Annotated in this window: 26 protein-coding genes and 2 tRNA genes; 16 read left to right on the top strand and 12 right to left on the bottom strand. The window is 58.7% G+C overall.

Annotated features, from left to right (window positions below):
• The first annotated feature begins 62 nt into the window (after nucleotides 1-62).
• A complete protein-coding gene (locus tag ACZ89R_RS24170) occupies nucleotides 63-1,778 on the top strand; it encodes a proline--tRNA ligase (RefSeq protein ID WP_401175830.1) in 1,716 nt (571 codons plus the stop codon).
• 17 nt (nucleotides 1,779-1,795) lie between these two features.
• The gene (locus tag ACZ89R_RS24165) at nucleotides 1,796-2,749 is read left to right on the top strand and encodes a hypothetical protein (RefSeq protein WP_123499330.1); all 954 of its coding nucleotides are present in this window, start codon (nucleotides 1,796-1,798) and stop codon (nucleotides 2,747-2,749) included.
• Between the two features lie 83 nt (nucleotides 2,750-2,832).
• Here the strand turns inward: ACZ89R_RS24165 and dinB are convergent, their stop codons facing one another.
• A complete protein-coding gene (gene dinB, locus ACZ89R_RS24160; RefSeq protein ID WP_429544365.1) occupies nucleotides 2,833-3,894 on the bottom strand; it encodes a DNA polymerase IV in 1,062 nt (353 codons plus the stop codon).
• 299 nt (nucleotides 3,895-4,193) lie between these two features.
• Here dinB and ACZ89R_RS24155 point away from each other — a divergent pair.
• The 4 genes from ACZ89R_RS24155 (at nucleotide 4,194) to ACZ89R_RS24140 (ending at nucleotide 8,784) form a co-directional block, all read left to right on the top strand.
• A tRNA-Met gene (locus ACZ89R_RS24155) sits at nucleotides 4,194-4,270 on the top strand.
• A gap of 221 nt (nucleotides 4,271-4,491) precedes the next feature.
• Nucleotides 4,492-4,568, top strand: a tRNA-Met gene (locus ACZ89R_RS24150).
• Nucleotides 4,569-4,846: 278 nt separating this feature from the next.
• Nucleotides 4,847-7,489: a bifunctional lysylphosphatidylglycerol flippase/synthetase MprF gene (gene mprF / locus ACZ89R_RS24145; protein WP_429544366.1), complete on the top strand. Its 2,643-nt coding sequence runs from the start codon at nucleotides 4,847-4,849 to the stop codon at nucleotides 7,487-7,489.
• The gene (locus tag ACZ89R_RS24140) at nucleotides 7,489-8,784 is read left to right on the top strand and encodes a virulence factor family protein (protein WP_429544367.1); all 1,296 of its coding nucleotides are present in this window, start codon (nucleotides 7,489-7,491) and stop codon (nucleotides 8,782-8,784) included. The genes mprF and ACZ89R_RS24140 overlap by 1 nt, the downstream gene beginning before the upstream one ends.
• Nucleotides 8,785-8,988: 204 nt before the next feature.
• On the opposite strand, the gene ACZ89R_RS24135 is transcribed toward ACZ89R_RS24140, so the two are convergent.
• Both ACZ89R_RS24135 and ACZ89R_RS24130 read right to left on the bottom strand, forming a co-directional pair.
• The gene (locus tag ACZ89R_RS24135) at nucleotides 8,989-9,276 is read right to left on the bottom strand and encodes a type II toxin-antitoxin system RelE family toxin (RefSeq protein ID WP_123360592.1); all 288 of its coding nucleotides are present in this window, start codon (nucleotides 9,274-9,276) and stop codon (nucleotides 8,989-8,991) included.
• Between the two features lie 11 nt (nucleotides 9,277-9,287).
• Nucleotides 9,288-9,578, bottom strand: coding sequence for a Phd-YefM (locus ACZ89R_RS24130; RefSeq protein ID WP_007904631.1), 291 nt, complete (start codon nucleotides 9,576-9,578; stop codon nucleotides 9,288-9,290).
• Nucleotides 9,579-10,105: 527 nt separating this feature from the next.
• Between ACZ89R_RS24130 and ACZ89R_RS24125 the strand changes: the two genes are divergently transcribed.
• On the top strand, nucleotides 10,106-10,432 hold the full coding sequence (locus ACZ89R_RS24125; RefSeq protein ID WP_429544368.1) for a DUF3077 domain-containing protein: 327 nt from the start codon (nucleotides 10,106-10,108) through the stop codon (nucleotides 10,430-10,432).
• A 194-nt stretch (nucleotides 10,433-10,626) separates the two neighbouring features.
• Here the strand turns inward: ACZ89R_RS24125 and ACZ89R_RS24120 are convergent, their stop codons facing one another.
• The gene (locus tag ACZ89R_RS24120) at nucleotides 10,627-12,528 is read right to left on the bottom strand and encodes a potassium transporter Kup (RefSeq protein ID WP_429544369.1); all 1,902 of its coding nucleotides are present in this window, start codon (nucleotides 12,526-12,528) and stop codon (nucleotides 10,627-10,629) included.
• 290 nt (nucleotides 12,529-12,818) lie between these two features.
• On the opposite strand from ACZ89R_RS24120, the gene rimO reads away from it, so the two are divergent.
• The 6 genes from rimO (at nucleotide 12,819) to tsaA (ending at nucleotide 18,102) form a co-directional block, all read left to right on the top strand.
• On the top strand, nucleotides 12,819-14,156 hold the full coding sequence (gene rimO, locus ACZ89R_RS24115; RefSeq protein ID WP_048393845.1) for a 30S ribosomal protein S12 methylthiotransferase RimO: 1,338 nt from the start codon (nucleotides 12,819-12,821) through the stop codon (nucleotides 14,154-14,156).
• Between the two features lie 111 nt (nucleotides 14,157-14,267).
• Nucleotides 14,268-14,741 (top strand): GNAT family N-acetyltransferase, encoded by a 474-nt coding sequence (locus ACZ89R_RS24110; RefSeq protein WP_429544370.1) that lies wholly within the window; start codon nucleotides 14,268-14,270, stop codon nucleotides 14,739-14,741.
• A gap of 191 nt (nucleotides 14,742-14,932) precedes the next feature.
• Nucleotides 14,933-15,643, top strand: coding sequence for an rRNA pseudouridine synthase (locus tag ACZ89R_RS24105; RefSeq protein ID WP_008072721.1), 711 nt, complete (start codon nucleotides 14,933-14,935; stop codon nucleotides 15,641-15,643).
• A gap of 75 nt (nucleotides 15,644-15,718) precedes the next feature.
• Complete coding sequence (locus ACZ89R_RS24100) at nucleotides 15,719-16,189, top strand: YehS family protein (protein ID WP_008010137.1); 471 nt, start codon at nucleotides 15,719-15,721, stop codon at nucleotides 16,187-16,189.
• Nucleotides 16,190-16,445: 256 nt separating this feature from the next.
• A complete protein-coding gene (locus ACZ89R_RS24095; protein WP_429544371.1) occupies nucleotides 16,446-17,216 on the top strand; it encodes an SDR family oxidoreductase in 771 nt (256 codons plus the stop codon).
• A gap of 184 nt (nucleotides 17,217-17,400) precedes the next feature.
• Nucleotides 17,401-18,102, top strand: a complete 702-nt coding sequence (tsaA, locus tag ACZ89R_RS24090; protein ID WP_429544372.1) for a tRNA (N6-threonylcarbamoyladenosine(37)-N6)-methyltransferase TrmO — start codon at nucleotides 17,401-17,403, stop codon at nucleotides 18,100-18,102.
• A 213-nt stretch (nucleotides 18,103-18,315) separates the two neighbouring features.
• On the opposite strand, the gene fpr is transcribed toward tsaA, so the two are convergent.
• Nucleotides 18,316-19,095, bottom strand: a complete 780-nt coding sequence (gene fpr, locus ACZ89R_RS24085) for a ferredoxin-NADP reductase (protein WP_003443014.1) — start codon at nucleotides 19,093-19,095, stop codon at nucleotides 18,316-18,318.
• 121 nt (nucleotides 19,096-19,216) lie between these two features.
• Between fpr and ACZ89R_RS24080 the strand changes: the two genes are divergently transcribed.
• Nucleotides 19,217-20,143, top strand: a complete 927-nt coding sequence (locus tag ACZ89R_RS24080; protein ID WP_007907288.1) for a LysR family transcriptional regulator — start codon at nucleotides 19,217-19,219, stop codon at nucleotides 20,141-20,143.
• Here ACZ89R_RS24080 and ACZ89R_RS24075 read toward each other — a convergent pair.
• The 3 genes from ACZ89R_RS24075 to ACZ89R_RS24065 all read right to left on the bottom strand — a co-directional run bounded on the left by ACZ89R_RS24075 (nucleotide 20,140) and on the right by ACZ89R_RS24065 (nucleotide 22,211).
• Nucleotides 20,140-20,502: a diacylglycerol kinase gene (locus tag ACZ89R_RS24075; protein ID WP_007907286.1), complete on the bottom strand. Its 363-nt coding sequence runs from the start codon at nucleotides 20,500-20,502 to the stop codon at nucleotides 20,140-20,142. The genes ACZ89R_RS24080 and ACZ89R_RS24075 overlap by 4 nt on opposite strands.
• A 75-nt stretch (nucleotides 20,503-20,577) precedes the next feature.
• Nucleotides 20,578-21,228, bottom strand: a complete 651-nt coding sequence (gene erdR / locus ACZ89R_RS24070) for a response regulator transcription factor ErdR (protein WP_007907284.1) — start codon at nucleotides 21,226-21,228, stop codon at nucleotides 20,578-20,580.
• Between the two features lie 239 nt (nucleotides 21,229-21,467).
• Nucleotides 21,468-22,211 carry a tRNA-uridine aminocarboxypropyltransferase gene (locus ACZ89R_RS24065; protein WP_008072711.1) on the bottom strand — a complete coding sequence of 248 codons (744 nt, stop codon included), beginning with the start codon at nucleotides 22,209-22,211 and terminating at the stop codon, nucleotides 21,468-21,470.
• Nucleotides 22,212-22,400: 189 nt separating this feature from the next.
• Between ACZ89R_RS24065 and ACZ89R_RS24060 the strand changes: the two genes are divergently transcribed.
• Complete coding sequence (locus ACZ89R_RS24060; protein ID WP_123499350.1) at nucleotides 22,401-22,826, top strand: PA3611 family quorum-sensing-regulated virulence factor; 426 nt, start codon at nucleotides 22,401-22,403, stop codon at nucleotides 22,824-22,826.
• On the opposite strand, the gene ACZ89R_RS24055 is transcribed toward ACZ89R_RS24060, so the two are convergent.
• A complete protein-coding gene (locus ACZ89R_RS24055) occupies nucleotides 22,827-23,021 on the bottom strand; it encodes a hypothetical protein (RefSeq protein WP_007907277.1) in 195 nt (64 codons plus the stop codon).
• Nucleotides 23,022-23,509: 488 nt separating this feature from the next.
• On the opposite strand from ACZ89R_RS24055, the gene ACZ89R_RS24050 reads away from it, so the two are divergent.
• Complete coding sequence (locus ACZ89R_RS24050) at nucleotides 23,510-24,628, top strand: LOG family protein (protein WP_429544373.1); 1,119 nt, start codon at nucleotides 23,510-23,512, stop codon at nucleotides 24,626-24,628.
• 43 nt (nucleotides 24,629-24,671) lie between these two features.
• Here the strand turns inward: ACZ89R_RS24050 and recX are convergent, their stop codons facing one another.
• From recX to ACZ89R_RS24035, 3 genes are all read right to left on the bottom strand, one after another.
• Complete coding sequence (gene recX, locus ACZ89R_RS24045) at nucleotides 24,672-25,139, bottom strand: recombination regulator RecX (RefSeq protein ID WP_008010154.1); 468 nt, start codon at nucleotides 25,137-25,139, stop codon at nucleotides 24,672-24,674.
• An 8-nt stretch (nucleotides 25,140-25,147) separates the two neighbouring features.
• Complete coding sequence (gene recA / locus ACZ89R_RS24040; protein ID WP_007907270.1) at nucleotides 25,148-26,200, bottom strand: recombinase RecA; 1,053 nt, start codon at nucleotides 26,198-26,200, stop codon at nucleotides 25,148-25,150.
• A gap of 83 nt (nucleotides 26,201-26,283) precedes the next feature.
• Complete coding sequence (locus tag ACZ89R_RS24035; RefSeq protein WP_008072702.1) at nucleotides 26,284-26,784, bottom strand: CinA family protein; 501 nt, start codon at nucleotides 26,782-26,784, stop codon at nucleotides 26,284-26,286.
• Between the last annotated feature and the right edge of the window lie 57 nt (nucleotides 26,785-26,841).

Below are 26,841 nucleotides of genomic sequence, written 5' to 3'. Positions count from 1 at the left end.
GCGGATCTCGCCCGTACAATGTTCCGTCATTTCTCGTCATCAGCAACCGACAACGGCCAACCATGCGCACCAGTCAATTTTTGCTCGCCACACAGAAAGAAACGCCTTCCGACGCGGTCGTCATCAGCCATCAGCTGATGCTGCGCGCCGGCATGATCCGCAAACTCGCCTCGGGCCTGTACACCTGGCTGCCCATGGGCTTGCGAGTGATGCGCAAGGTTGAAGCCATCGTGCGTGAAGAAATGAACGCCGCTGGCTCTCTCGAAGTGTTGATGCCGAGCACTCAACCGGCTGAACTGTGGCAGGAATCCGGTCGCTGGGAAGAATACGGCCCGGAATTGCTGCGCTTCAAGGATCGCCACGGTCGCGACTTCTGTGCCGGCCCGACTCACGAAGAAGTCATCACCGACCTGATGCGCAACGAGCTGAGCAGCTATAAACAGCTGCCGATCAACCTGTATCAAATCCAGACCAAATTCCGTGACGAAATCCGCCCACGCTTCGGTTTGATGCGCGGCCGCGAATTCATCATGAAGGACGCCTATTCGTTCCACGCTGATCAGCCTTCGCTGCAGATCACCTACGACCGCATGCATCAGGCGTACTGCAACGTGTTCACTCGCTTGGGCCTGAAGTTCCGCCCGGTTGAAGCCGACAACGGCTCGATCGGTGGTGCCGGCTCCCACGAGTTCCACGTGCTGGCCGAATCCGGCGAAGACGACATCGTCTTCAGCAACGGTTCCGACTACGCAGCGAACATCGAAAAGGCCGAAGCCGTACCGCGCGAAACCTCTCGTGCCGCGCCTACCGAGGAGCTGCGCCTGGTCGACACGCCGAACGCCAAGACCATTGCGCAACTGGTCGAAGGCTTCAATCTGCCGATCGAAAAAACCATCAAGACCCTGGTGGTGCACGCTGAAGAGAAAGGCAAACTGATTGCCCTGATCATCCGTGGCGATCACGAGCTGAACGAAATCAAGGCCGCCAACCAGCCTGGCGTTGCCAGCCCGCTGGTCATGGCTTCCGAAGCCGAACTGCGCGACGCCATTGGCGCCGGCGCCGGTTCTCTTGGCCCGTTGAACCTGCCACTGCCGATCATCATCGACCGTTCCGTCGAGCTGATGAGCGACTTCGGCATCGGTGCCAACATCGACGACAAGCACTACTTCGGCGTGAACTGGGAACGTGATCTGCCGGTTCCGACCGTTGCCGACCTGCGCAATGTCGTGGCCGGTGATCCGAGCCCTGACGGCAAAGGCACCCTGGAAATCAAGCGCGGCATCGAAGTCGGGCACATCTTCCAGCTGGGCAACAAGTACAGCAAAGCAATGAAGTGCGAAGTGCTGGGCGAGAACGGCAAGCCGGTCACCCTGGAAATGGGCTGCTATGGCATTGGCGTATCTCGTGTAGTGGCGGCTGCCATCGAACAGAACAACGACGAGAACGGGATTATCTGGAGCGACGCTCTGGCTCCGTTCCAGGTTGCCCTGGTTCCGCTGCGCTACGAAACCGAACAGGTTCGCGAAGCCACCGACAAGCTTTACGCAGAACTGACTGCCGCCGGCTTCGACGTGCTGCTGGACGACCGCGACAAGAAAACCAGCCCGGGCATCAAGTTCGCGGACATGGAGCTGATCGGCATTCCACACCGGATCGTGGTCAGTGACCGCGGCCTCGCCGACGGCAATCTGGAATACAAGAGCCGCACAGAGGCCGAGGCGCAAGCGCTGCCGGTCGCTGACGTGCTGTCTTTCCTCCAGGCCCGTATCCGCCGCTGACACCAGATAGAGACGTCATGTTCAAGCGAAACACCTTAGGCCTCGGTGGCGCCGCCTTGTGCGGCGCCCTGCTGGTCAGCGGCTGTGCCAATCAGATGTCACAACGCAACGAGCACGAGGAGCGGGTCGAGCGCAAATTGCTCGATCACAGCCTGCAGATCGATGTCGGCGAGCCCAAGGTGCTTGAGCTGCCACAACGTCGGGTGAAAATCCACGAGCAGAAGACTTTCGAAGTCACCGAGTTCGAAGTCACGCGTCACTACGATCGCTATACGCCTTACCAACCCTGGAGGGAGGTCTATGAGATCCCGCTGGGCGCGGTGGCCGTGGTGGCCGGTGTCGGTGCGAACGTGGTCAACGTGTTCGCCCTCGGCAATCTGCCGGACAGCGTGACGAAGGACTGGCTCAGCTATGGTTTCGCCGGGCTCAACCCGTTCATGAACGCGCAGTCCCATGGTCGGGCGCAACAGAACCTGGCGGGTATCGACGAAGTCCAGCGCGACAAGCGCACGGAATACTCGAGCCTGCCGTGGAGCGAGCGCCCGGTGCAGGTCAAGGCGGGCAAGAACACCTTCGAACTGACCACCGACCGTAACGGCGTGTTGCGCCTGAACCTGCTGGACAGCCCGTTCGCCGAACATGAGCTCAATCATCTGGGCAAGCTGCAGATCAGTGTCGAGGACAACAAGGACGATGTGCACACCGACTCGTCCCTGGCGATCAGCAGCAACTTGCGCGGCAAGCTGCTCGAAGCGCATGGGTTGATTTACGACGACCTCGAAGACGACGAAGTGAGCCAGTGGGTACACCGGGTCAAACGCCTGTCGGAACTGGGTCTGGAAGAAGAAGCCAGCGAGCTGGAACAGAGCCTGATCGAACTGACCCGCAACGATCCCGAGTTGCAGACCGAATTCCTCAAGTCATTGACCAAGGATGCCGGACGACTGGTGGCGGATCCGGGACCCAATTAAATCCTCTTAAAAGATCGCAGCCTTCGGCGGCGCCCACAGGCGCGTAGGAGCTGCCGCAGGCTGCGATCTTTTGATCTTAAATCTCAACGCTCAAACAACTCCATCTGCTCAAACCCGCCCCGCAAATCCTCCAGCCTCACCCCAACCCCCAACAACCGCACCGGTTTCCCACCACGGTTAAAGGCTTGGGTCAGCAGCAACTGATAACTCCCCAGATCCCGCCCTGCCCCGGACTGCTCCAAAGTAGTCTGGGTAAAGTCATGGAATTTCACTTTGACGAACGGCTTGCCCGGTCGATAGCTGCTATCGATCCGCGCCATGCGGCCATTCAGGGATTCCAGCAACTCGGGCAATTTATCCAGACAACTCACCAGATCCGGCAGATCCGTGTCGTAGGTATTTTCGACGCTGATTGATTGCCGCCGACTGTCGTTATGCACCAACCGCTCATCGATCCCCCGGGCCAGGCTCCAGAGCCGCTCGCCAAAGCTGCCGAATTCGCGCACCAGCGCCAACTTGTCCCATTCGCGCAAATGCGAGCAATCGACGATGCCAAGCCTGCCGAGTTTGTCGGCGGTCACTTTGCCGACACCGTGCAGCTTGCTCACTGGCAAACCACTGACAAAGTCTTCCACCTGATCCGGCGTGATCACGAACAAGCCGTTAGGCTTCTTCCAGTCACTAGCGATCTTGGCGAGAAACTTGTTCGGCGCCACGCCGGCCGACACGGTGATGTGCAACTGATTGGAGACCCGGCGGCGAATGTCCTGGGCGATTCGCGTGGCGCTGCCGCCAAAATGCGCGCTGTCCGACACGTCGAGGTAGGCCTCATCCAGGGAAAGCGGCTCGATCAGGTCGGTGTAATCGCGAAAGATCGTATGAATTTCCTTCGATGCTTCTCGATAGGCCTCCATGCGCGGCTTGACGATGGTCAGGTCCGGACAGAGTTTCAAGGCATGTCCGGAAGACATGGCCGAGCGAACGCCATAAGCCCGCGCTTCATAGTTACAGGTGGCAATCACCCCACGCCGATCCGCCGAGCCGCCCACCGCCAATGGCTTACCGGCCAGGCGCGGGTCGTCACGCATCTCGATAGCGGCGTAGAAACAGTCACAATCGACGTGGATGATTTTTCGCTGCGTCATATAAAAGCAGTGTTCATGGCGAAGAAATGAGGTGTGGGTGAGTCATATCGGCAGTATCTCACTGACACCTGTATATAGCACCAGTACTCTGAATGTTCTTTTTCCTTTGTAGGAAAAGTACCGGAGATTTATTTTCTCAATCGAAAGAGCCATCTCGATAGAGCCAAAACCCTTGCCCTGCCTGCCTTTCAGGCCGATCAGCCGCTCCTTGTTTCACCTAAGCGCTTGAACAGGAACAGGTTTTATCGAGATTGAAGGTTGACAGGCCTGCGATCCTCTGTAGAATGCCGACACACAGACGCGGGATGGAGCAGTCTGGTAGCTCGTCGGGCTCATAACCCGAAGGTCGTCGGTTCAAATCCGGCTCCCGCAACCAAACATCAAAAAAGGCTACTCGAAAGAGTGGCCTTTTTTGTGCGTGTCTGTTTTATAAAAAATCAGCGGTCTATGCCTTACCGCACAGAAACAAGAAATCGTTCTGATTCCGAAACTTAGGTCTTCCCTTCGACCATTCGCCGTCGTTTTAAACTTATTTGAGCCATACTGGGATTAACGGTTGACACTCCGGCGTTCGCCTGTAGAATGCCGCCACACAGACGCGGGATGGAGCAGTCTGGTAGCTCGTCGGGCTCATAACCCGAAGGTCGTCGGTTCAAATCCGGCTCCCGCAACCAAACATCAAAAAAGGCTACTCGAAAGAGTGGCCTTTTTTGTATCTGCTGAAAAAGTCCTTTCGCAACAATGATCTGTCACTGTGCAGTGAGCCGTTCGGAATCGCCGGACTGTGAGTTCAGTCCAGGCTGATCCGCAGACAGAACCCTCTACGACTGATAACGCGCCCATCGCCCACATCCGGTGAGAGGCGTTAATATTTGTGATTATTTTTTTCCACAGGGATTGGTAACTTGGCTGGATACCTCCATCCTGTCGCGCACAATCCAAGAGGTGATTGATGCGCGCCAACTCGTCTGATTCACAAGACACCGTCACAGCGACACAACCGATCAAAGCCGAACGTTTACGCTTGCTTGATCGAATCAGCAAATACCGTCAGCCCATCGGGCTGGCAGTCACTTTGCTCTTGTTCGCCATCGCGCTGATTGCCTGTCGTCACCTGCTGAGCGAACTCGATCTGTACGCGCTGCACGACTCGATTCTGGAAGTGCCGAAACCGGCCTTGCTGGGTGCGCTCGGCGCGACCGTCATCGGCTTCATCATTCTGCTGGGTTACGAATGGTCGGCCAGCCGTTATGCCGGCGTGACGCTGGCGCCGCGAATATTGGCATTGGGCGGCTTCACTGCATTTGCCATTGGCAATGCTATCGGCCTGTCGCTGCTGTCAGGCGGCTCGGTTCGCTACCGTTTATATGCACGTCATGGTGTGGGGGCGTCGGAAGTCGCGCACATGACCTTGTTTGCCAGCCTCTCGCTTGGCTGCGCCCTTCCGCCCCTGGCCGCCCTCGCCACCCTCAGCAACCTGTCTGCCGCCTCCGTGGCCCTGGGTTTCTCCGAGACATTGCTGGGTGCGATTGCGGTGGCCGTGCTGCTGCTTTCAACAGTGCTGGCCATCGGCATCTATCGCCGCCGCTTGCCGGAACAGCCTTATCCCGACAACCTGCTGGTCAAGGTCGGTCGCCGCACCTTGCGCCTGCCGGGTCGTCGCCTGACGCTCCTGCAATTGGTCATCACCGCTCTGGACGTGGCCGCCGCCGCGACCGTGCTTTATCTGTTGCTGCCGGAAGCGCCGCCCTTCGGTGCGTTCCTGCTGGTTTATCTATTGGCCTTGGCCGCTGGCGTGCTCAGCCATGTACCGGGTGGTGTCGGGGTGTTCGAAGCGATTTTGCTGGCCGCCTTCGCCGACAAGCTCGGCGCCGCGCCACTGGCTGCTGCGCTGCTGCTCTACCGCCTGATCTACGTGGTGTTGCCGCTGCTGGTGGCGTGCGTACTGCTGCTGGTCAATGAAGGTCAGCGCCTGTTTCAGACTCGCCAGTCCCTGCGTGCAGCATCTGGTTTGGCCGCGCCGATTCTGGCGGTGCTGGTGTTTTTGTCCGGCGTTGTGCTGCTGTTTTCCGGCGTGACGCCGGAGATCGATACCCGCCTTGAACACATCGGTTTTCTGATACCACATCGACTGGTCGACGCCTCGCACTTTGGCGCCAGCCTTGTAGGCGTGCTTTGCCTGCTGCTGGCTCAAGGGCTGCGTCGCCGCCTGTCAGCCGCATGGATGCTGACCACCATTCTGTTGTTGGTCGGCGCCCTGCTCTCTCTGCTTAAAGGGTTCGACTGGGAAGAGGCTTGCCTGATGACCCTCACGGCGAGTTTGCTGGGGGTTTTCCGGCGCTCGTTCTATCGCCCCAGTCGCCTGACCGAAGTGCCGTTTTCGCCGCTGTACCTGGTGGCCAGCCTCTGCGTACTCGGCGCATCGATCTGGTTGCTGCTGTTCGCCTATCAGGACGTTCCCTACAGCCATCAACTCTGGTGGCAGTTCACCCTCGACGCCGATGCCCCGCGAGGCCTGCGCTCGCTGCTCGGCGCCGCGGTCCTGCTGGTGGTGGTGTCCCTGACCTGGCTGCTGCGCACCGCACGCCCGGTGATCCATCTGCCAACGCCCGATGAACTGGACCGCGCGGTAAAGATTCTCATGGCCTCGGCCCAACCGGATGGCGGCCTGGCCCTGACCGGTGACAAGGCGCTGCTGTTTCACCCCAACGACGAGGCGTTTCTGATGTACGCCCGCCGTGGCCGCAGCCTGGTCGCGTTGTATGACCCGATCGGCCCGAGCCAGCAACGGGCGGAAATGATCTGGCAGTTCCGCGACCTCTGCGATATCCACCACGCCCGCCCCGTGTTCTATCAAGTGCGCGCGGAGAATCTGCCGTATTACATGGACATCGGCCTGACCGCGATCAAGCTCGGCGAAGAAGCCCGGGTCGATCTGCACCGCTTTGATCTCGAAGCCAAAGGCAAAGAGATGAAGGACCTGCGCTACACCTGGAACCGCGGCACCCGTGACGGTCTGTCGCTGGAGATCCATGAGCCGGGGCAAGCGCCGATGGATGAGCTCAAGGCTATTTCGGACGCCTGGCTGACCGGCAAGAACGTGCGCGAGAAAGGCTTCTCGCTCGGGCGTTTCAGTGATGATTACCTCAAGCACTTCCGTGTCGCGGTGATTCGTTTCGAAGGGCGCCCGGTGGCGTTCGCCAACCTGCTCGAGACCTACGGCCATGATCTGGCCAGCCTCGACCTGATGCGCGCGCACCCCGACGCCCCCAAGCTGACCATGGAGTTCATGATGGTCGGCCTTATTCAACATTATAAAAATCATGGATACGCGCGCTTCAGCCTGGGCATGGTGCCGTTGTCGGGGTTACAACCCCGGCGCGGCGCACCACTGACCCAACGCCTGGGCTCGATGGTATTCCGCCGTGGTGAGCAGCTGTACAACTTCCAAGGTTTGCGCCGCTTCAAAGACAAGTTCCAGCCCGACTGGGAACCCCGTTATATGGCCGTGCCCGCCGGACTCGATCCGCTGGTTGCCCTGGCCGACACTGCCGCCCTGATTGCAGGCGGCTTGACTGGATTGGTGAAACGCTGATGATTCAACGCTCCCTGCGGTACGTACTGGCCACACTGGTAGTGCTGGCCCTGATGGTCGGTGGCGGTTACTGGTACCTGAAACGCCCGGCGCCAGAACCGACCCTCGAACTGCTGACGCCAGCCGATGGCGCCGCGATGACCCGCGTCATCCCCGGCAACACACCGCGCGCCCAGGTGCTGGTGGCGGTCAATGAAGAGCAGAAGCTCAGCGACAAACAATTGCTGACCCTGAGCCGCAGCGGCTCGGCGCAGATCGTCCAGGTGATCCTGCCCAAGGACTGCATCCAGCAAGGTCGCGCCCTGCAAGCAGGTCTCAAGCAACTCAAAGGCCCGGCTACCCTGGTCAGCGGAATCGGCCCTGGCGCCGTGCTGGCGTGGCGCTGGCTGGCCGAGCAGAAGGACGACAAGGCCCAGGCTATATCGGTTGATCTGGCGCTGGAAAAACCCGGCTGCACGCACCTGCTACCAAAAACCGCCGCCCACGGCCACTGGCTGGTGGCCTGGAACGACAACCCCGACGACACCAGCGCCGGCTTCGTGCGCGACCAGCCCAACGCCGAAACCAGCATCAGCGACTACGACATCAACCTGCCGCAAGTGCTGAACAACGAACTGCGCAAAATCCTCGTCGGCGGCGATAAAGCCGCCGGTGGCCTGCAGATCCCGGTGGTCGAAGTCCCGGCCGGTCAAGCCAAGGACACCGTTACCCTGTTCCTTTCCGGCGACGGCGGCTGGCGCGACCTGGACCGTGATGTAGCCGGCGAGATGGCCAAGATCGGCTACCCGGTGGTCGGCATCGACACCCTGCGCTACTACTGGCAGCACAAGAGCCCGGAGCAAAGCGCGCTGGACCTGACCGAACTGATGCAGCACTACCGACAGAAATGGGGCACCAAGCGCTTCATCCTGACTGGCTACTCGTTCGGCGCCGACGTACTGCCCGCCATCTACAACCGCCTGCCGGAAGCCGAACAACAGCGCGTCGACGCAATCATCCTGCTGGCCTTCGCCCGCACCGGCAGCTTTGAAATCGAAGTCGAAGGCTGGCTCGGCAACGCCGGCAAAGAAGCCGTCACCGGCCCGGAAATGGCCAAGCTGCCCCCCGCAAAAGTGGTGTGCATCTACGGTGAAGAAGAAGTCGACGAGAGCGGCTGCACCGACAAAACCGCCGTGGGCGAAGCGATGAAACTGCCTGGCGGCCATCACTTCGACGAGAACTACCCGGCTTTGGCACAGCGGTTGGTGGATGCCATCGAGAAGCGTCAAGCCAAAGAGACGGCCGCTCAAGAGTGATCTGAGCCGCGCTCACAAAAAAGCCCCCGCAGCCTTATGGTTGCGGGGGCTTTTTTCATTCTCACAGACGTTACAGATCCCTTGTGGGAGCGAGCCTGCTCGCGATGCGGCCGTCACCTTCAACATGTGCGTTGGCTGACGCTCCCCAATCGCGAGCAGGCTCGCTCCCACAGGGGATAACCTCTAACTGCAAGAATTTCGTCGTTAGAGACGGCGCTCTGCAGCGTCGTAAACCTCTTCATCACGTCGCGCACCGACGGCGACGATCAAAACCTGGATCGCCTGTCCATCGACTCGATAAACAATCCGAGTGTCACCTGTGCGGATCCGTCTGCAACCTGCAAGACTGGCTCTTAGGGGCTTACCGCTCTTGTCCGGCTCGCCGTTGATAATCCGCTCTTCGATAACATCAAGAATGCGATTCGCCGCCACAGCTCCCAGCAGATCCAGATCCTTCTGGACCTCCGGATGATAGATAACGCCCCAAACCATCCACAGCTCCTTCAGTCTTTCCTGGCGTACCGCGCCCGCATATCGTCGTGGCTGACGGCTTTGGCCTGATCAAAACCGATCAATCGCTCCCGAGCCGCTGCTTCAACCCGAAGGTCCTCAAGCTCGTCGAGCATTTCCTGATACGCATCGACATTGATAATGACCGCTGCCGGCTGATTGTCTTTGAAAATGACCAGCCGCTCAGTGGCTCGGCTGGAAATCTCTTTTAGCCTCGCGCTGAACCCCCTGACCATTGCCGTCACAGAAATCGCTTGGTCAGCACGCTCCAGTAATGCCGTCATACTCACCTCTCTACACACTCATGCAAATTTGAACACACAGTTCTACGCAGAGTATCGCGTCGAATTAGACATACAGCAAGCTGCAAAAAAAACGCGAATCTACCAACCTGCGTTTTTCCATGCCTACAAAAAATGAGCCGAACGACTTGTGAATTCTTTCGCTACGTTTAATTTTGTTTACTTAAGGTTTCGCAATATCAGATGACGTCCGCAGACCTTGTAGGCAAACTCCGAATCGTCCTTTTTGGGCACTTTGCCGCCTTGTTGCGTTTTTCTTCGACGGGATACTCTCCGGACGTCACTGACCATTCAGTGATCGGGCTTGGAAACCCGTCGAACCAAAGCGCACCAGCGCCCTATCATGACTGCAGAGTTTTTTACGACTGCAATCCTGAGTTATGGCGGCTGTGCGTGGGACGCCTTCGGGTGTGCCGGTTCCTTGGTTCCCGGTTTTCCAACCTGCGTACAGCCGCCACCTATTCGCTTGGAAACGAAAGTGTCGGCTCCTCGAACCTTGGAGTAAGAGCATGACGAAAACAGATACTTCCGCGATTTCAGAACTAAAAACCATCGGCTTCACGCCACTCATCTACTGCTCCGATCAGGCATTATTCAACGTCCGCGCCGGCGTCCCCATCGTTGATGCATTGTCACAAGCCTCCGACCTGCTGTTCCTCGCCAAATCATTTACCGAGGATGCGGCCTATATAAAAGACACCGACCGCCATGCCTGGGCCGCGCATTACCTGACGGCGATGAGTAAGGCAGTGATTGATGATGTGGTGAAGGTACTGACACCTCGGCCTGCCCGGACAAAGACCGAATCCGAAGAAGAGCTGCCTGGAAGCAAGTAAAGGTGCCAACACCGCAGATCCCTTGTGGGAGCGAGCCTGCTCGCGATGAGGCCATTACATTCAACATCTGTGTTGGCTGACAGATCCCCACCGCGAGCAGGCTCGCTCCCACAGGGGATTGTCCGTGGATTCAAGTCATCGGACACAAAAAAGCCCCCGCTACCTTCATGACAACGGGGGCTTTTTCATGTGGCTTACATCTCGACTTGTGTACCCAACTCAATCACCCGATTCAACGGCAAATTGAAGAACCGCAGGTTGCCGTTGGCATTCTTCAACATGAAGGCGAACAACGTCTCGCGCCAGCGGGCCATGCCTTCGAGTTTGGAGGCGATGACCGTCTCGCGGCTGAGGAAGTAGGTAGTGCGCATCGGGCTGAAATTCAGGTCATCCAGATGGCACAGTTTCAAGGCCTCAGGCACGTCCGGCTCGTCGGTGAAGCCGAAGTGCAGGATCACCCGGAAGAACCCTTCGCCGTAGGAATCGACCGCGAAACGCCGTTGCGGCGGGACGCGCGGGATGTCTTCGTACACCACTGTCAGCAACACTACTTGTTCGTGCAGCACCTGGTTATGCAGCAGGTTGTGCAACAGCGCGTGAGGCACGGCGTCCGGGCGGGCGGAGAGGAACACCGCCGTGCCCTGGACCCGATGCGGCGGTTGCACGCGGATGCTGCTGATGAAGATCGGCAGCGGCAACCCGCCCTCGTCCATTCGCTCCACCAGCAGTTGCTTGCCGCGTTTCCAAGTGGTCATCAACACGAACAGCGCGATACCGGCAATCACCGGGAACGCACCGCCCTGAATGATTTTCGGCACGTTGGCGGCGAAGTACAGACCGTCTACCAACAGGAAACCCAGCAACACCGGAACAGCGAGGATCGGTGGCCACTTCCACAACAGCAACATCACCGCCGATACCAGGATGGTGGTCATCAGCATTGTGCCCGTCACCGCCACGCCGTAGGCCGAAGCCAACGCGCCGGAGGACTCGAAGCCCAGCACCAGCAGGATCACGCCAACCATTAGCGCCCAGTTCACCGCGCCAATATAGATCTGGCCTTGCTCGGCACTGGACGTGTGCTGGATGTGCATACGCGGGATGTAGCCGAGCTGAATCGCCTGACGAGTCAGGGAGAACGCCCCAGAAATCACCGCCTGAGAGGCGATTACCGTGGCCAGGGTCGACAACCCCACCAACGGAATCAGCGCCCAGCTCGGTGCCAACAAGTAGAACGGGTTACGGGCGGCTTCCGGATCACCGAGCAGCAACGCGCCCTGACCGAAGTAGTTCAGCACCAGGGCCGGCAGCACCAGAATGAACCAGGCTCGGGCGATCGGCTTGCGGCCGAAGTGGCCCATGTCGGCGTACAACGCCTCGGCACCGGTCAAGGCCAGCACCACGGCGCCAAGAATCGCGATCCCCATGCCCGGGTGGACCATGAAGAAGCGTACGCCCCACACCGGATTCATCGCCTGCAACACTTCCGGATGCTGACTGATGCCATACACGCCCAGCGCGCCCAGCACCAGAAACCAGGTGACCATGATCGGCCCGAACAGAATGCCGATCCGCGCCGTACCGTGACGCTGAATCAAGAACAGCGCCACCAGCACGATCAACGACAGCGGCACCACCCAATGGTCGATGCCCTCAAATGCCAGCCCAAGGCCTTCAATCGCCGAGAGAACGGAAATCGCCGGGGTGATCATGCTGTCGCCATAGAACAGCGCCGCGCCGATCAGCCCGCAGACCACCAGCAAGGTACGCAACTTAGCATGCCCCGCCGCTGCCCGTCGCGCCAGCGCGGTCAAGGCCATGATTCCACCCTCGCCCTGGTTGTCGGCACGCAGCACGAACATCATGTATTTGATCGAGACGACCCAGATCAGCGACCAGAAGATCAGCGCCAGAATGCCCAGCACGCCGTCATGGTTGACCGGCACGCCATAGCCACCGGAAAACACTTCTTTGAGGGTGTACAGCGGGCTCGTGCCGATATCGCCATAAACCACCCCGACTGCTGCGACCAGCATGCCGATCGGCTTCGCCGCCGAATGCTCGCTGACCGCCACCTGACTACTTGCCTGCCCCATCCAAAAACTCCTACTGCTCAGACTCGGACTTCTTATAAGAAGCACTATGCTTTGTGGCGCAGCATGCGCTGTTTTACGTGTTGTTACAGACGTTTTATTGACTGTAGAAAATCGGTAAAGCGTAAAGGCGCGAAGCATAGCGCAGCACTCGTCGCATTTCCCTGCATAAAGCTGGTCAAGTGCGCCTCTCATCGCTAGAATTGCGCACTTTTTGACCAGAGACGCAACATAGCGTCCGTCTGTCGCCTTGCCGACTTCGGCTGGAGGCGTCCCAAATACCGAGGTTAGACATGTCCACCACTCCTGCGCCGGCCAATCCAAAGGTTGGCTTCGTATCCCTGGGTTGCCCGAAAGCACTGGTCGACTCCGAGCGCATCCTTACCCAGCTGCGCATGGAAGGCTATGACGTTGTGTCCACCTATCAGGACGCCGACGTCGTGGTGGTCAACACCTGCGGCTTCATCGATTCGGCCAAGGCGGAGTCCCTGGAAGTGATCGGCGAAGCCATCAAGGAAAACGGCAAGGTCATCGTGACCGGCTGCATGGGCGTCGAAGAAGGCAACATTCGCAACGTGCACCCAAGCGTGCTGGCCGTGACCGGTCCGCAGCAGTACGAGCAAGTGGTCAACGCCGTGCATGACGCCGTGCCGCCGCGTCAGGATCACAACCCGCTGATCGACCTGGTGCCGCCGCAAGGGATCAAACTGACCCCGCGCCACTACGCCTATCTGAAGATTTCCGAAGGCTGCAACCACAGTTGCAGCTTCTGCATCATCCCGTCGATGCGCGGCAAACTGGTCAGCCGCCCGGTCGGTGACGTGCTCGACGAGGCCCAACGCCTGGTCAAAGCCGGCGTCAAAGAGCTGTTGGTGATTTCCCAGGACACCAGCGCCTACGGCGTCGATGTGAAGTACCGCACCGGCTTCTGGAACGGCGCGCCGGTGAAAACCCGCATGACCGAACTCTGCGAAGCCCTCAGCACCCTCGGTGTCTGGGTGCGCCTGCACTACGTTTACCCGTACCCACACGTCGACGAACTGATCCCGCTGATGGCCGCCGGGAAAATCCTGCCGTACCTGGACATCCCGTTCCAGCACGCCAGCCCGAAAGTCCTCAAAGCCATGAAACGCCCGGCCTTCGAAGACAAGACCCTGGCGCGGATCAAGAACTGGCGCGAAATCTGCCCGGACCTGATCATCCGTTCGACCTTCATCGTCGGCTTCCCTGGCGAAACCGAAGAAGACTTCCAGTACCTGCTGAACTGGCTGACCGAAGCGCAGCTGGACCGCGTTGGCTGCTTCCAATACTCGCCAGTCGAAGGCGCACCGGCCAACCTGCTGGACGCGGCCATCGTGCCGGACGACGTCAAGCAAGACCGCTGGGATCGCTTCATGGCGCACCAACAGGCCATCAGCTCGGCCCGTCTGCAAATGCGCGTCGGCCGTGAAATCGAAGTGCTGGTCGATGAAGTCGACGAGCAAGGCGCGGTCGGCCGTTGCTTCTTCGATGCCCCGGAAATCGACGGCAACGTGTTCATCGACAACGGCAGCAACTTGAAGCCAGGCGACAAAGTCTGGTGCAAAGTGACCGATGCCGACGAGTACGACCTGTGGGCTGAACAGATCTAAACGCAAAAATATAAAAAGCCCCGCTCTCTTGACGAGATGCGGGGCTTTTTTACGTCTATCGTTTTGTGAGAGAAAGAACTCGCGTCATCCACGCAACAGAGGCCAGCGGGCATGCGCCAACACTCGGTCATTCACACACCGAAACAGAGCGACTACGAAGAACTCACCCAAGTGTGGGAAGCCTCGGTGCGCGCCACCCATGACTTTCTGCCCGACAGCTACATCGACCTGCTGAAGAATCTGGTGCTGACCCGCTACCTCGACGCGGTGATGCTGATCTGCACCAAAGACTCGCGCCAACGCATCACCGGGTTCGCCGGTGTGGCGGCGGGCAAGATCGAAATGCTCTTCATCGACCCGGCGCATCGCGGCAAAGGCCTGGGCAAGCAATTGCTGCGCTATGCCCTGGAACACCTGAACGCCGATGAGCTGGACGTCAATGAGCAGAATCCGCAGGCCTTGGGGTTTTACTTCAAACAGGGCTTTGAGGTGATCGGTCGCTCCGAGCACGACGGTATGGGTCAGCCCTATCCGTTGTTGCACATGCGTTTGCGCCAGACGCAACAAAAGACACGCAATGGCTGACACAACATGAAACCCTTGTGGGAGCGAGCCTGCTCGCGAAAGCGGCCTATCAATCGACATTGATGTTGAAGCTGATGACGCTTTCGCGAGCAGGCTCGCTCCCACATTAAAAGCACATGCGGCAAATGGAGCCGGGATTAACCGGCGCCCAGCAGGTACAATGCCCACCCCTTTTTTGTTACGGCCCTGTCATGACTGACCCGATTCGTCTCTCCAAACGCCTCATCGAACTCGTCGGCTGTTCCCGTCGGGAGGCTGAGCTGTTCATCGAGGGCGGCTGGGTCACCGTGGACGGCGAGGTCATCGACGAGCCGCAGTTCAAGGTCGACACCCAAAAAGTCGAGCTCGATCCCGAAGCCAAGGCCACTGCGCCGGAGCCCGTGACCATCCTGTTCAACGTCCCTGCGGGCATGGACGCGGAAACGGCCATGGCGACCATCAGCGCCGAAACCCTGAGCGAAGAACACCGCTACGGCAAACGCCCGCTCAAGGGCCACTTCCTGCGCCTGACCGCCAGCACCGATCTGCAGGCCAATGCCAGCGGTCTGCTGGTGTTCACCCAGGACTGGAAGATCCTGCGCAAACTCACCGCAGACTCCGCCAAAATCGAGCAAGAGTATGTGGTCGAGGTTGAAGGCGACATGGTGGCTCACGGCCTCAACCGCCTGAACCATGGCCTGACCTACAAGGGCAAGGAATTGCCGCCGGTCAAAGCCAGCTGGCAGAACGAAAACCGCCTGCGTTTTGCGATGAAGAACCCACAACCGGGCGTGATCGCCCTGTTCTGCCAGGCCGTCGGCCTGAAGGTCGTCGCCATCCGCCGCATCCGCATTGGCGGCGTGTCCATCGGCAAAGTGCCTTTGGGGCAATGGCGATACCTGTCCGGCAAAGAGAAGTTCTAAGACTTTTCACGCCGCCCTACATTTCGGCGCCGCGGCTTATGCGACGCCCACTGCTGAATATCAGGATTGCACACCATGATTCATAACGACGTACTGCGCAGCGTGCGCTACATGCTCGACATCAGCGACAAGAAAGTCATCGAGATCATCAAGCTCGGCGGCATGGACGTGTCCATGGAAGACCTGCTGACGTACCTCGACAAGAAAGAGGAAGACGAGGAAGGTTTCGTACGCTGCCCGGACGAAGTCATGGCGCATTTCCTCGATGGCTTGGTGATCTTCAAGCGCGGCAAGGACGAAAGCCGTCCACCGCAGCCGATCGAAGTGCCGGTGACCAACAACATCATCCTGAAAAAACTGCGTGTGGCCTTCGAACTGAAGGAAGACGACATGCACGCGATCCTCAAGGCGGCCGAATTCCCGGTGTCCAAGCCTGAGCTGAGCGCGCTGTTCCGCAAGTTCGGCCACACTAACTACCGCACCTGCGGCGACCAGTTGCTGCGCAATTTCCTCAAGGGCCTGACCCTGCGCGTTCGCCCGCAGTAACGTGTGGGACGGATCTGATCTGTGAACGCTGTGTAGGAGCTGTCGAGTGAAACGAGGCTGCGATCTTTTCTTGTCCACTTGAGTTCCAAGCGAAAGATCAAAAGATCGCAGCCTCGTTTCACTCGACAGCTCCTACACAGCTCCTACACAGCTCCTACAGGGCTATATGGCCCCCCATTCCTCGCAAAAATAGTGGCTCCGCTTCTGGCGGCTGACGACTAGGGTGTACTGACCCTTTGCCCTCAGGACTCGCCCTATGCACCCGTATTTTTCTCTCGCAGGCCGCACCGCTCTGGTAACCGGCGGCACCCGCGGTATCGGCAAAATGATCGCCAAGGCTTATGTCGAGGCTGGCGCCGCTGTGTACGTGTGTGCCCGCGATGCCGACGCCTGTCAGCAAACTGCCAACGAACTGAGTGCCTTCGGGATTTGTCACGCGGTAGCTGCCAACCTGGCCCACGAAGAAGGCGTCCAGCAATTGGCTGCGCACCTGAGTGAGCAGATCGGTCAGCTGGATATTCTGGTGAACAACGCCGGTACCACGTGGGGCGCGCCGCTGGAGAGTTACCCGGTCAAGGGCTGGGAAAAGGTCATGCAGCTGAACGTGACCTCGGTGTTCAACTGCATCCAGCAATTTCTGCCGCTGCTGCGCAAGGCCGGTTCGGCGGCGAATCCGGCACGGATCATCAACATTGGTTCGGTCGCCGGGATTTCGTCCTTCGGCGAACAGGCATATGCCTACGGCCCGAGCAAGGCTGCCCTGCATCAACTGTCGCGGATTCTGGCGCGGGAGCTGGTGAGCCAACACATCAACGTTAATGTGATCGCACCGGGACGGTTCCCGAGCAAGATGACGCAGCACATTGGCAATGATGAGCAGGCGTTGGCGGAGGATACGGCGCTGATTCCGATGAAGCGCTGGGGCCGGGAGGAAGAGATGGCTGCCTTGGCGATCAGTTTGGCGAGTACGGCAGGCGCGTATATGACTGGGAACATTATTCCTTTGGATGGTGGGTTCAGTCTCTGAGATTGGTGGTGCGGCCATCGCGAGCAGGCTCGCCCACAGGGGCCTGCTGTGACCACAACATTTGTGCCCGCCGCAAATCAAATGTGGGAGCGAGCCTGCTCGCGATGACGGACTAACAGTCGCCACCGATCTCGCGACCGCTCGGGTTATCATGCCCGCCTCAACTCCGCTTCGACCCCAAACCATGACCTACAGCGTTTCCCCCATCGGCTTCGTGCGCTCCTGTTTCAAAGAGAAGTTCGCCATTCCGCGCCAGCCGCAGCTGGCCCCGGCCGCTCGCGGCGTGCTGGAACTGGTGGCGCCGTTCGATCAGGGTGATGCGGTGCAGGGGCTGGAACAGGTCAGTCATGTTTGGCTGCTGTTCCTGTTCCATCAGGCCCTGGAAGAAAAGCCACGCCTGAAAGTCCGCCCTCCCCGCCTGGGCGGCAACAAATCCATGGGCGTATTTGCCACTCGGGCGACGCATCGACCCAATGGCATCGGTCAATCGGTGGTCAAACTGGACAAAGTCGAAGCCAATCGGCTGTGGATCTCCGGCATCGACCTACTCGACGGGACGCCGATTCTCGACATCAAACCCTACGTGCCTTACGCCGACATCATCGACACGGCATCCAACAGCATCGCCAGCGCCCCGCCATCGCTGATTCCCGTGCAGTGGACAGACTCAGCACTGCAACAGGCTCACAGCCACGCTCAGCGGCTTGATGAGCCCTTGGTCGAGCTGATCGAACAATGCCTGGCACAAGACCCACGCCCGGCGTACCAGATTCCTACGCCAGAAAGGGAGTATGGCGCGCTGTTCTGGGATGTGGATGTGCGCTGGCATTACCCGACGCCCGACCTGATCCGCGTGCTCGAAGTCATTCCCGTATCCAACCTGTAGGAGCTGTCGAGTGAAACGAGGCTGCGATCTTTTGATGTAGCTTTAAAAAACAAGATCAAAAGATCGCAGCCTCGTTTCACTCGACAGCTCCTACAAGGTTTGTGTCAGGCATAAAAAAAGCCCCCATTGCCTGCACAGGCAATGGGGGCTGATCGTTCCCACGCTCCGCGTGGGAATGCATCCAGTGACGCTCTGCGTCACCCAAACAACGTCTTACTTCTCGACGAACGCACGCTCGATCAGGTAATCACCCGGCTCGCGCATCCGCGGCGAAACTTTCAGGCCGAAGCTGTTCAACACTTCGCTGGTCTCGTCGAGCATGCTCGGGCTGCCGCACAGCATGGCGCGGTCGTCCTGCGGGTTGATCGGTGGCAGACCGATGTCGCTGAACAGCTTGCCGCTGCGCATCAGGTCGGTCAGGCGGCCTTCATTCTCGAACGGCTCGCGGGTCACGGTCGGGTAGTAAATCAACTTGTCACGCAGGGCTTCACCGAAGAACTCGTTCTGCGGCAGGTGCTCGGTGATGAACTCGCGGTAAGCGACTTCATTGACGTAACGCACGCCGTGGCACAGGATCACTTTTTCGAAACGCTCGTAGGTTTCCGGGTCCTGGATGACGCTCATGAACGGTGCCAGACCGGTACCGGTGCTGAGCAGGTACAAATGTTTGCCCGGCTTCAAGTCATCCAGCACCAGGGTGCCGGTAGGCTTCTTGCTGATGATGATCTCGTCGCCTTCCTTCAGATGCTGCAACTGGGAAGTCAGCGGGCCATCAGGCACTTTGATGCTGAAGAACTCGAGATGCTCTTCCCAGTTCGGGCTGGCAATCGAGTAAGCGCGCATAAGCGGGCGGCCGTTGGGCTGTTGCAGGCCGATCATCACGAACTGACCGTTCTCGAAGCGCAGGCCCGGATCGCGGGTGCACTTGAAGCTGAACAGAGTGTCGTTCCAGTGGTGAACACTGAGGACACGCTCGTGGTTCATGTTGCTCATGTACGTGGGACTCCTGGAGATTTGCCTGCGCCGATGATGTGCGCAATTGCAGCGCATTCTAATGGCAGCGACAATATCTGTTAACTGGATTATTAAGATAAGGGTTATCGGTTATATCGATATGCGATTTACTCTCCGTCAACTTCAAGTATTCGTCGCCGTCGCCCAGCAGGAAAGCGTATCCCGTGCTGCATTGACGCTCAACCTCTCACAATCGGCGGCGAGCACTTCAATCACCGAGCTGGAGCGTCAGTGCAGCTGCCAACTGTTTGATCGCGCCGGCAAACGGCTGAGCCTCAACGCCCTCGGCAAACAACTGTTGCCGCAGGCGGTGGCCCTGCTCGATCAGGCCAAGGAGATCGAAGACTTGCTCAACGGCAAGTCCGGTTTCGGCTCTTTGGCGGTCGGCGCGACCCTGACCATCGGCAATTACCTCGCCACTCTACTGATCGGCAGCTTCATGCAGCGTCATCCGGAAAGCCAGGTGAAGCTGCATGTGCAGAACACCGCCAACATCGTGCAACAGGTTGCGCATTATGAAATTGATCTGGGTCTAATCGAAGGCGACTGCAGCCATCCGGACATTGAAGTGCAGAGTTGGGTCGAAGATGAACTCGTGGTGTTCTGCGCGCCCCAGCATCCGCTGGCCAAACGTGGCATCGCGACCATGGAGGAGCTGAGTCATGAGGCGTGGATTCTCCGCGAACAAGGCTCGGGCACACGGCTGACGTTCGACCAGGCCATGCGACACCATCGCAGCGCGCTGAACATTCGCCTGGAACTGGAACACACCGAAGCGATCAAGCGCGCGGTGGAATCAGGTTTGGGGATTGGCTGCATTTCGCGCCTGGCGCTGCGCGATGCGTTCCGCCGCGGCAGCCTGGTGCCCGTGGAAACACCGGATCTGGATCTGGCGCGGCAGTTCTATTTCATCTGGCACAAACAGAAATATCAGACATCGGCGATGCGCGAATTCCTCGAACTGTGCCGCGCGTTCACCGCCGGGGTTCAGCGCAGCGACGAGATCGTCCTGCCCACCATCGCTTAAAGCAGAATCACCGCCCACACCAGCGCGATCATGCTCAACGCCACGAATTGAGCAGCGCTGCCCATGTCCTTGGCGTTCTTGGACAGTGGATGCAACTCCAGGGAAATGCGGTCGATGGCCGCTTCCACCGCCGAATTGAGCAACTCGACGATCAAGGCCAACAGGCAGACCGCAATCAGCAGCGCCTGCTCGACACGGCTGACGTTGAGGAAGAATGACAACGGAATCAGGATGGCATTAAGCAACACCAGTTGCCGGAAGGCTGCTTCACCGGTGAAGGCCGCGCGCAGGCCGTCCAGGGAGTAACCAGAGGCGTTGAGGATGCGTTTGAGGCCGGTCTGGCCTTTGAAAGGTGACATAAAGTAGGCAACTGACCAAAAAGGAGTGGGAAAGCTAGATGAAGCAAAGTCAAAAAAGCGTGAACACGTAGCGCCTTAGTTGCTCGAAATTGACTCAAGTTGTTGCAAGAGCAGCGCTGCCTGAGTCCGGGTCCGCACATTCAGCTTACGGAAAATGGCCGTGACGTGGGCCTTGATCGTCGCTTCGGAAACGCTCAACTCGTAAGCAATCTGCTTGTTCAGCAAACCTTCACAGACCATGGTCAATACACGGAACTGCTGGGGTGTCAGGCTGGCGAGGCCTTCGCTGGCAGCCTTGGCTTCGGCGGACACGCTGACCGCTTCGAAGGCCTGGGGCGGCCAGAAAACGTCGCCATCCAGCACCGCGCGTACGGCTTTCTGAATGACGCTCAAATCACTGGACTTGGGAATGAAACCGCTGGCGCCGAATTCACGGGATTTCACCATGATCGACGCTTCTTCCTGAGCCGAGACCATCACCACCGGAATCTGCGGGTACTGCCCACGCAACAGCACCAACCCGGAAAAACCGTAAGCCCCCGGCATGTTCAGGTCCAGCAATACCAGATCCCAATCGGCCTTTTCGTCCAGACGGGTTTCCAGCTCGGCAATGCTCGCCACTTCCACCAGACGGACATCCGGGCCCAGGCCCAGGGTCAACGCTTGATGCAGGGCGCTACGAAAAAGAGGATGGTCATCGGCAATCAGGATTTCGTATGTGGCCATTTTTCAAATGATCCTGTTTTTTTATGGGATGCCTGATGCATTCAGGCCTCGCCAAAACAACTCGAGGTGCAGCCACGCAGCGGCACCAACAGGGCACGTTCAACGCCAATTACGTAAAAAAAGCAGCGTTTCAAACCTTGGCCGCGCCCTAATCGGCGCCAAGCATGCCCAGCGAAGCCGGGGTGGTCAAGTTGCATGGCCCTGCCAGCGAGCCTGGTTCTTTGCAGTATGGGCGATGCTCAGCAGATGACAGGGGCTGCGTGCTGCACAAAGGGCATCAGCTCGGCGTGGGCCGGTGTTGCAACATTCATATCCAGCTGATGTTTAGCGTCCAGGTAATGCTGGCTGAACACATCAAAATAAGCGTCCAGCGCCGAGGCAGCGTCTGTATCACCGGCAAGATCGAGGCACAGCGCCGCCACTTCGGCCGTGCACAGGTGCTCGCTGCGAGTGGATCTGCGTAACCGGTACCGCGAAAGTTTCTCAGGAAGCAGGCTCAGAATCGGGAACGCATCAAAATAGGGGCTTTTACGGAAAATCTTCCGGGCTTCGGTCCAGGTGGCGTCCAGCAGAATGAACAATGGGCGCTTGGTGCTATCGACCTCGACGCTGTGGGTAACTCGCTCGGGCTCGACGTATTCGCCAGGAAACACCAGATAGGGTTGCCATTGCGGGTCGGCCAACAGCGCCAGCAGTTGTTCATCGATTTCCGTGCGCGACCAGATGAATGCGTGGTTGTCGCGCACCACATCGGCAATCAGCCAACCGGTATTGCTCGGTTTGAACACTTCTTTATTGGTCATGATCAGGCACACGCCGCTACGGGTGTCGACCTGCGGGCGCCAGGCACACAGGCAGTGACTCTCGATCACACGGCAGGCACGGCAACGGGTTGCTCGCCAACCACGGGCCTGAATCGGCTTGATACCCTCTTCCTCTCGCTGATCGCGCAAGCGGGCTACGGCGTTGGGGGCGTGGTTCATCGTTGGCAACACCGGCAGACAGGAAAACTCGACACAAACGGCACTCGGCAAGGCAATAAAGGCCAGCAGTTTATCAGAGCGGCCGGCGCAAGCCTGTACCGTCCAGGCCGCCTCCCCTATAATTCGCCGCCACTGAACGCACAGTCACGTGACGGGTCGAACCACCAGTCACTGAACCAGGAGAGTTTCATGCTGCGCCTTATCGTTCCCACCGCTGCCATTCTGCTGGCGTCGTCCTTCAATGCTCAGGCTGCTTCCTTGAGTGAGCAGAATCTGAACAGAGAGCTGCGAAACGTCGCCGTACAAAGCAGTGTCGGCACGCCACGGGCGATCAACGAAGACCTGCTGGATCAGGGTTATACCGTCGAAGGCAATCAGCTGATCAATCATCTGAGCGTTCAGAGCAGCCACGCTGACAAGATGCGCGCCGATCCGAAAGCCGTGTACTTCCAGCTTGGCGCCTCCGTCTGCCGAAACGAGGGGTTCCGCAAGCTGATGGCCAAGGGGGCGGTCATGCGTTATGACTTCACCGAAGTGAAAACCAACCGCCCAGTCGGCTCCGCAAGCTTCCAGGAATCGGATTGCCCGAAAGCCACACCGGCCAAGAAAAAGTAATCAACGGGAATTGGCGCGCCGCTGTTCATCCTCGGCGCGCAATTCTGCCAACAACGCCTGCAAGTAGCGCGAACGTCGCTCCCCGCCCTCCAGACGCCGGCAGCACTCCTCTTCGAGACTCAAATGATTGGTCTCGGCTGACAACTTCAGCAATCGATACAGTTGCGCATCGATTTCCAGAGTGACTCTGGGCATGGTTTCCCGCCTCCGTGCACGCATTGATCGTCGTTGATCACGCGAAAAATCCCTGAATTGCTTGAACGTTGCGTCCTGCCATTGACGCAAAGTTGTCGTGTCACGCCTGTAACTTAGTAAATCAGAGCGCAGGACAAACGGCTTGCGTTCAGACGAGCGGTGAAAGCACCTTGCAAATCGTCAATAAGCGATTGCCAGGAAAGACTTTGCGGCGCAATGATCAAGCAGCAAAAATCGTCGCGAGGGTCTAAATTCAAAGTGTTCATGTGGTTTTTTTCAGGGCAGAAAAGGGGCTGCCCATTGCGTGTCTTATTGTGCGAACGTTTCTTTCATTCAAGGGATAAGCAGAGCCCGTATGGATGGCTCGATTGCAAACGAGTCATGTGGAGCGCCCAGGCAAGGGCTTGGGCAGACAGCGACACAAGGGGTGTCGCGGCGCCGACGATTGTTTTGTCGGGCCAAGGGTTCTGTGCAGAAGGAGAAGTTGAATGCCTTACCAACCGAATGACCTCCTGAGCCGTCATTTTCAAGAAAGCGGCCACGACCTCACCAGCAAGGTCGAAGAACAACTCAACCTGGTTTCACCCAACAGCCCCAACATCCCGATTTACCGCGACATGATCCTGACTGTGCTGCGCATGGCCCAGGAAGATCATAACCGCTGGAATGCCAAGATCACCCTGCAAGCCCTGCGCGAACTCGAACATGCCTTTCGTGTGATGGAGCAGTTCAAGGGACGACGCAAAGTCACCGTTTTCGGCTCGGCCCGCACGCCGATAGAACACCCACTGTATGGTTTGGCCCGAGAGCTTGGCGCCGCTCTGGCGCGCTCGGACATGATGGTCATCACCGGTGCCGGCGGCGGCATCATGGCGGCGGCCCATGAAGGTGCCGGCCTGGAACACAGCTTGGGATTCAATATCACCCTGCCCTTCGAGCAGCATGCCAATCCCACGGTCAATGGCACCGGGAATCTACTGCCCTTCCACTTTTTCTTTACCCGCAAGCTGTTCTTCGTCAAGGAAGCCGATGCGCTGGTCCTGTGCCCAGGCGGTTTTGGTACGCTGGATGAAGCGCTGGAAGTGCTGACCCTGATTCAGACGGGCAAAAGCCCATTGGTGCCCGTGGTGCTACTGGATGCGCCGGGCGGCAAGTTCTGGCAAGGCGCGCTGGACTTCATTTATCATCAACTGGAGGAAAACCGCTACATCCTGCCAACCGACATGAAGCTGTTGAGTCTGGTCTACAGTGCCGAAGAGGCAGTGGAGCAGATCAATCAGTTCTACAGCAACTTCCACTCCAGCCGCTGGCTCAAGCATCAGTTCGTGATTCGCATGAACCACAAACTCAGCGACCGGGCGCTCGAACACATACAGGAGGCATTCGCCGACCTGTGCCTGAGCGACCATTTCCATCAGCACGCCTACAGCGGTGAGGAGCACGACGAAGCACAGTTCAGCCATCTGGCGCGACTTTCCTTCACCTTCAACGCCCGTGATCATGGCCGTCTGCGGGAGCTAGTGGACTACATCAACCTGCCGGAAAACTGGGCCCAGTCCAAACCCCAGGCGCAACAACGCACACGGGAACCGTCCAAGGTAACGTGAGGCAAAAAAAAACGGCCCGCTATCGAAATAGCGAGCCGTTCATTCAATCGTCCATCCCTCGGCCGCTGAACAAGCGGCTGATCATTTCCATGGAATATCCCCGATAACTCAGGAACCTGCCCTGTTTGGCACGTTCCCGGGCGTCTATCGGTAAGTGTCCGGAGAATTTTCGCCGCCAGGTGTCTTCCAGTTGTTCCTGCCAGTTGATACCGCTCTCGCGCAAGGCGAGTTCGATATCGGTACGTTGCAGACCGCGCTGGCTCAACTCTTCGCGAATTCGCAAAGGGCCATAACCGGAACGGGCACGATAGGAAACGAAGCTCTCGAGGTAACGGGACTCGGACAACAGGCCCTCTTCCGTCAAACGGTCGAGTGCTGTGTCGATCATTTCAGGGAGGGCGCCGCGCTGACGCAGTTTACGCGTCAGCTCGACTCGACCATGCTCGCGTCGCGCGAGCAGGTCCATTGCGGTTCGCCGCACCGCGACGAGTGTATCGAGTACGGCGGTCATCGGATCAATCAGATATCAGCGTCAGCCAGGTCATCAGCCGTCTCTTTGACCGGCGATGCTTTGACGTCCGGCGCTGGGGTCAGCAACTTGTCACGCAGTTGCTTCTCAAGTTTCGCGGCGATTTCCGGGTTGTCCGCCAGGAACTTGGCCGAGTTGGCCTTGCCCTGACCGATCTTGGTGCCTTCGTAGGCATACCATGCACCGGATTTCTCGACGAAACCATGCAGCACGCCCAGGTCGATCATCTCACCGTTGAGGTAGATGCCCTTGCCGTAAAGAATCTGGAACTCTGCTTGACGGAACGGCGAAGCCACCTTGTTCTTCACGACTTTGACGCGGGTTTCGCTACCGACGACTTCATCACCTTCTTTCACCGCGCCAGTACGGCGGATGTCCAGACGAACCGAGGCGTAGAACTTCAGCGCGTTACCACCAGTAGTGGTTTCCGGGCTGCCGAACATCACGCCGATTTTCATACGGATCTGGTTGATGAAGATCACCAGGCAGTTGGCGTTCTTGATGTTACCGGTGATTTTACGCAGCGCCTGGGACATCAGACGGGCTTGCAGGCCCACGTGCATGTCACCCATTTCGCCTTCGATTTCAGCCTTCGGCACCAGAGCAGCCACGGAGTCGACGATGATCACGTCTACTGCGTTGGAACGCACCAGCATGTCGGTGATTTCCAGGGCCTGCTCGCCGGTGTCCGGCTGGGAAACCAGCAGGTCGTCGACGTTGACGCCCAGTTTGCCGGCGTACTCAGGGTCGAGGGCGTGTTCGGCGTCGACGAATGCGCAGGTCGCGCCGGCTTTTTGAGCCTGGGCGATCACCGACAGTGTCAGGGTGGTTTTACCGGAGGATTCAGGACCGTAGATCTCAACGATACGGCCTTTTGGCAGACCGCCAATGCCGAGCGCGATGTCCAGACCCAGAGAGCCAGTGGAAATAGCCGGGATCGCCTGACGGTCCTGATCGCCCATACGCATTACGGCACCCTTGCCGAATTGACGTTCGATCTGACCCAGGGCCGCAGCCAAGGCTTTCTTCTTGTTGTCGTCCATTAAAGTCCTCACGTAATCAATAAGGCCTGACGGCCAACACCTGTATAAGTAGCCAGTATTATTCCACAGCGTTTCAGGATCGCCTACCCCTGATTTGAGATTTCTCCAGCGGCATGGCGCAGCAGCCCCTCTAGCGCGGCCTTCACCGTTTGTCGGCGGACCTCGTCACGGTTACCGGCAAAGTACTGCACCTCGCTGAACACCTGCTCACCCACGCCCCAGGCCAGCCACACCGTGCCCACGGGCTTGCTCGGCGAACCGCCATCCGGCCCGGCCACACCGCTGACCGCCACGGCAAAACGCGCCCGGCTTTTTTCCTGCGCGCCGCGGACCATGGCCTCGACCACCTCGCGACTGACCGCCCCGACAGTTGGAAACAACTCAGCCGGGACATCCAGTTGCTGGGTTTTCTGACGGTTGGAGTAGGTGACATAACCGGCCTCAAACCACGCCGAACTCCCCGGAATACGGGTGATCGCCTCGGCAATCCCGCCACCGGTACAGGATTCGGCCGTGGTGACGTGGGCATTGAGAACCTGCAAGCGTCTGCCAAGTTCAGCGGCCAGCTGAGTGATATCTTTCACGGCTCTCTCCTGATCGAGCGGAATGAGGCCTACCGTACACGAGCCGATCACGCTTGC

The sequence above is a fragment of the Pseudomonas sp. TE3728 genome (assembly GCF_056279145.1).
The sequence above is the reverse complement of the archived record's forward strand: the minus strand, read 5'-3'. Positions and strand labels throughout refer to the sequence as shown.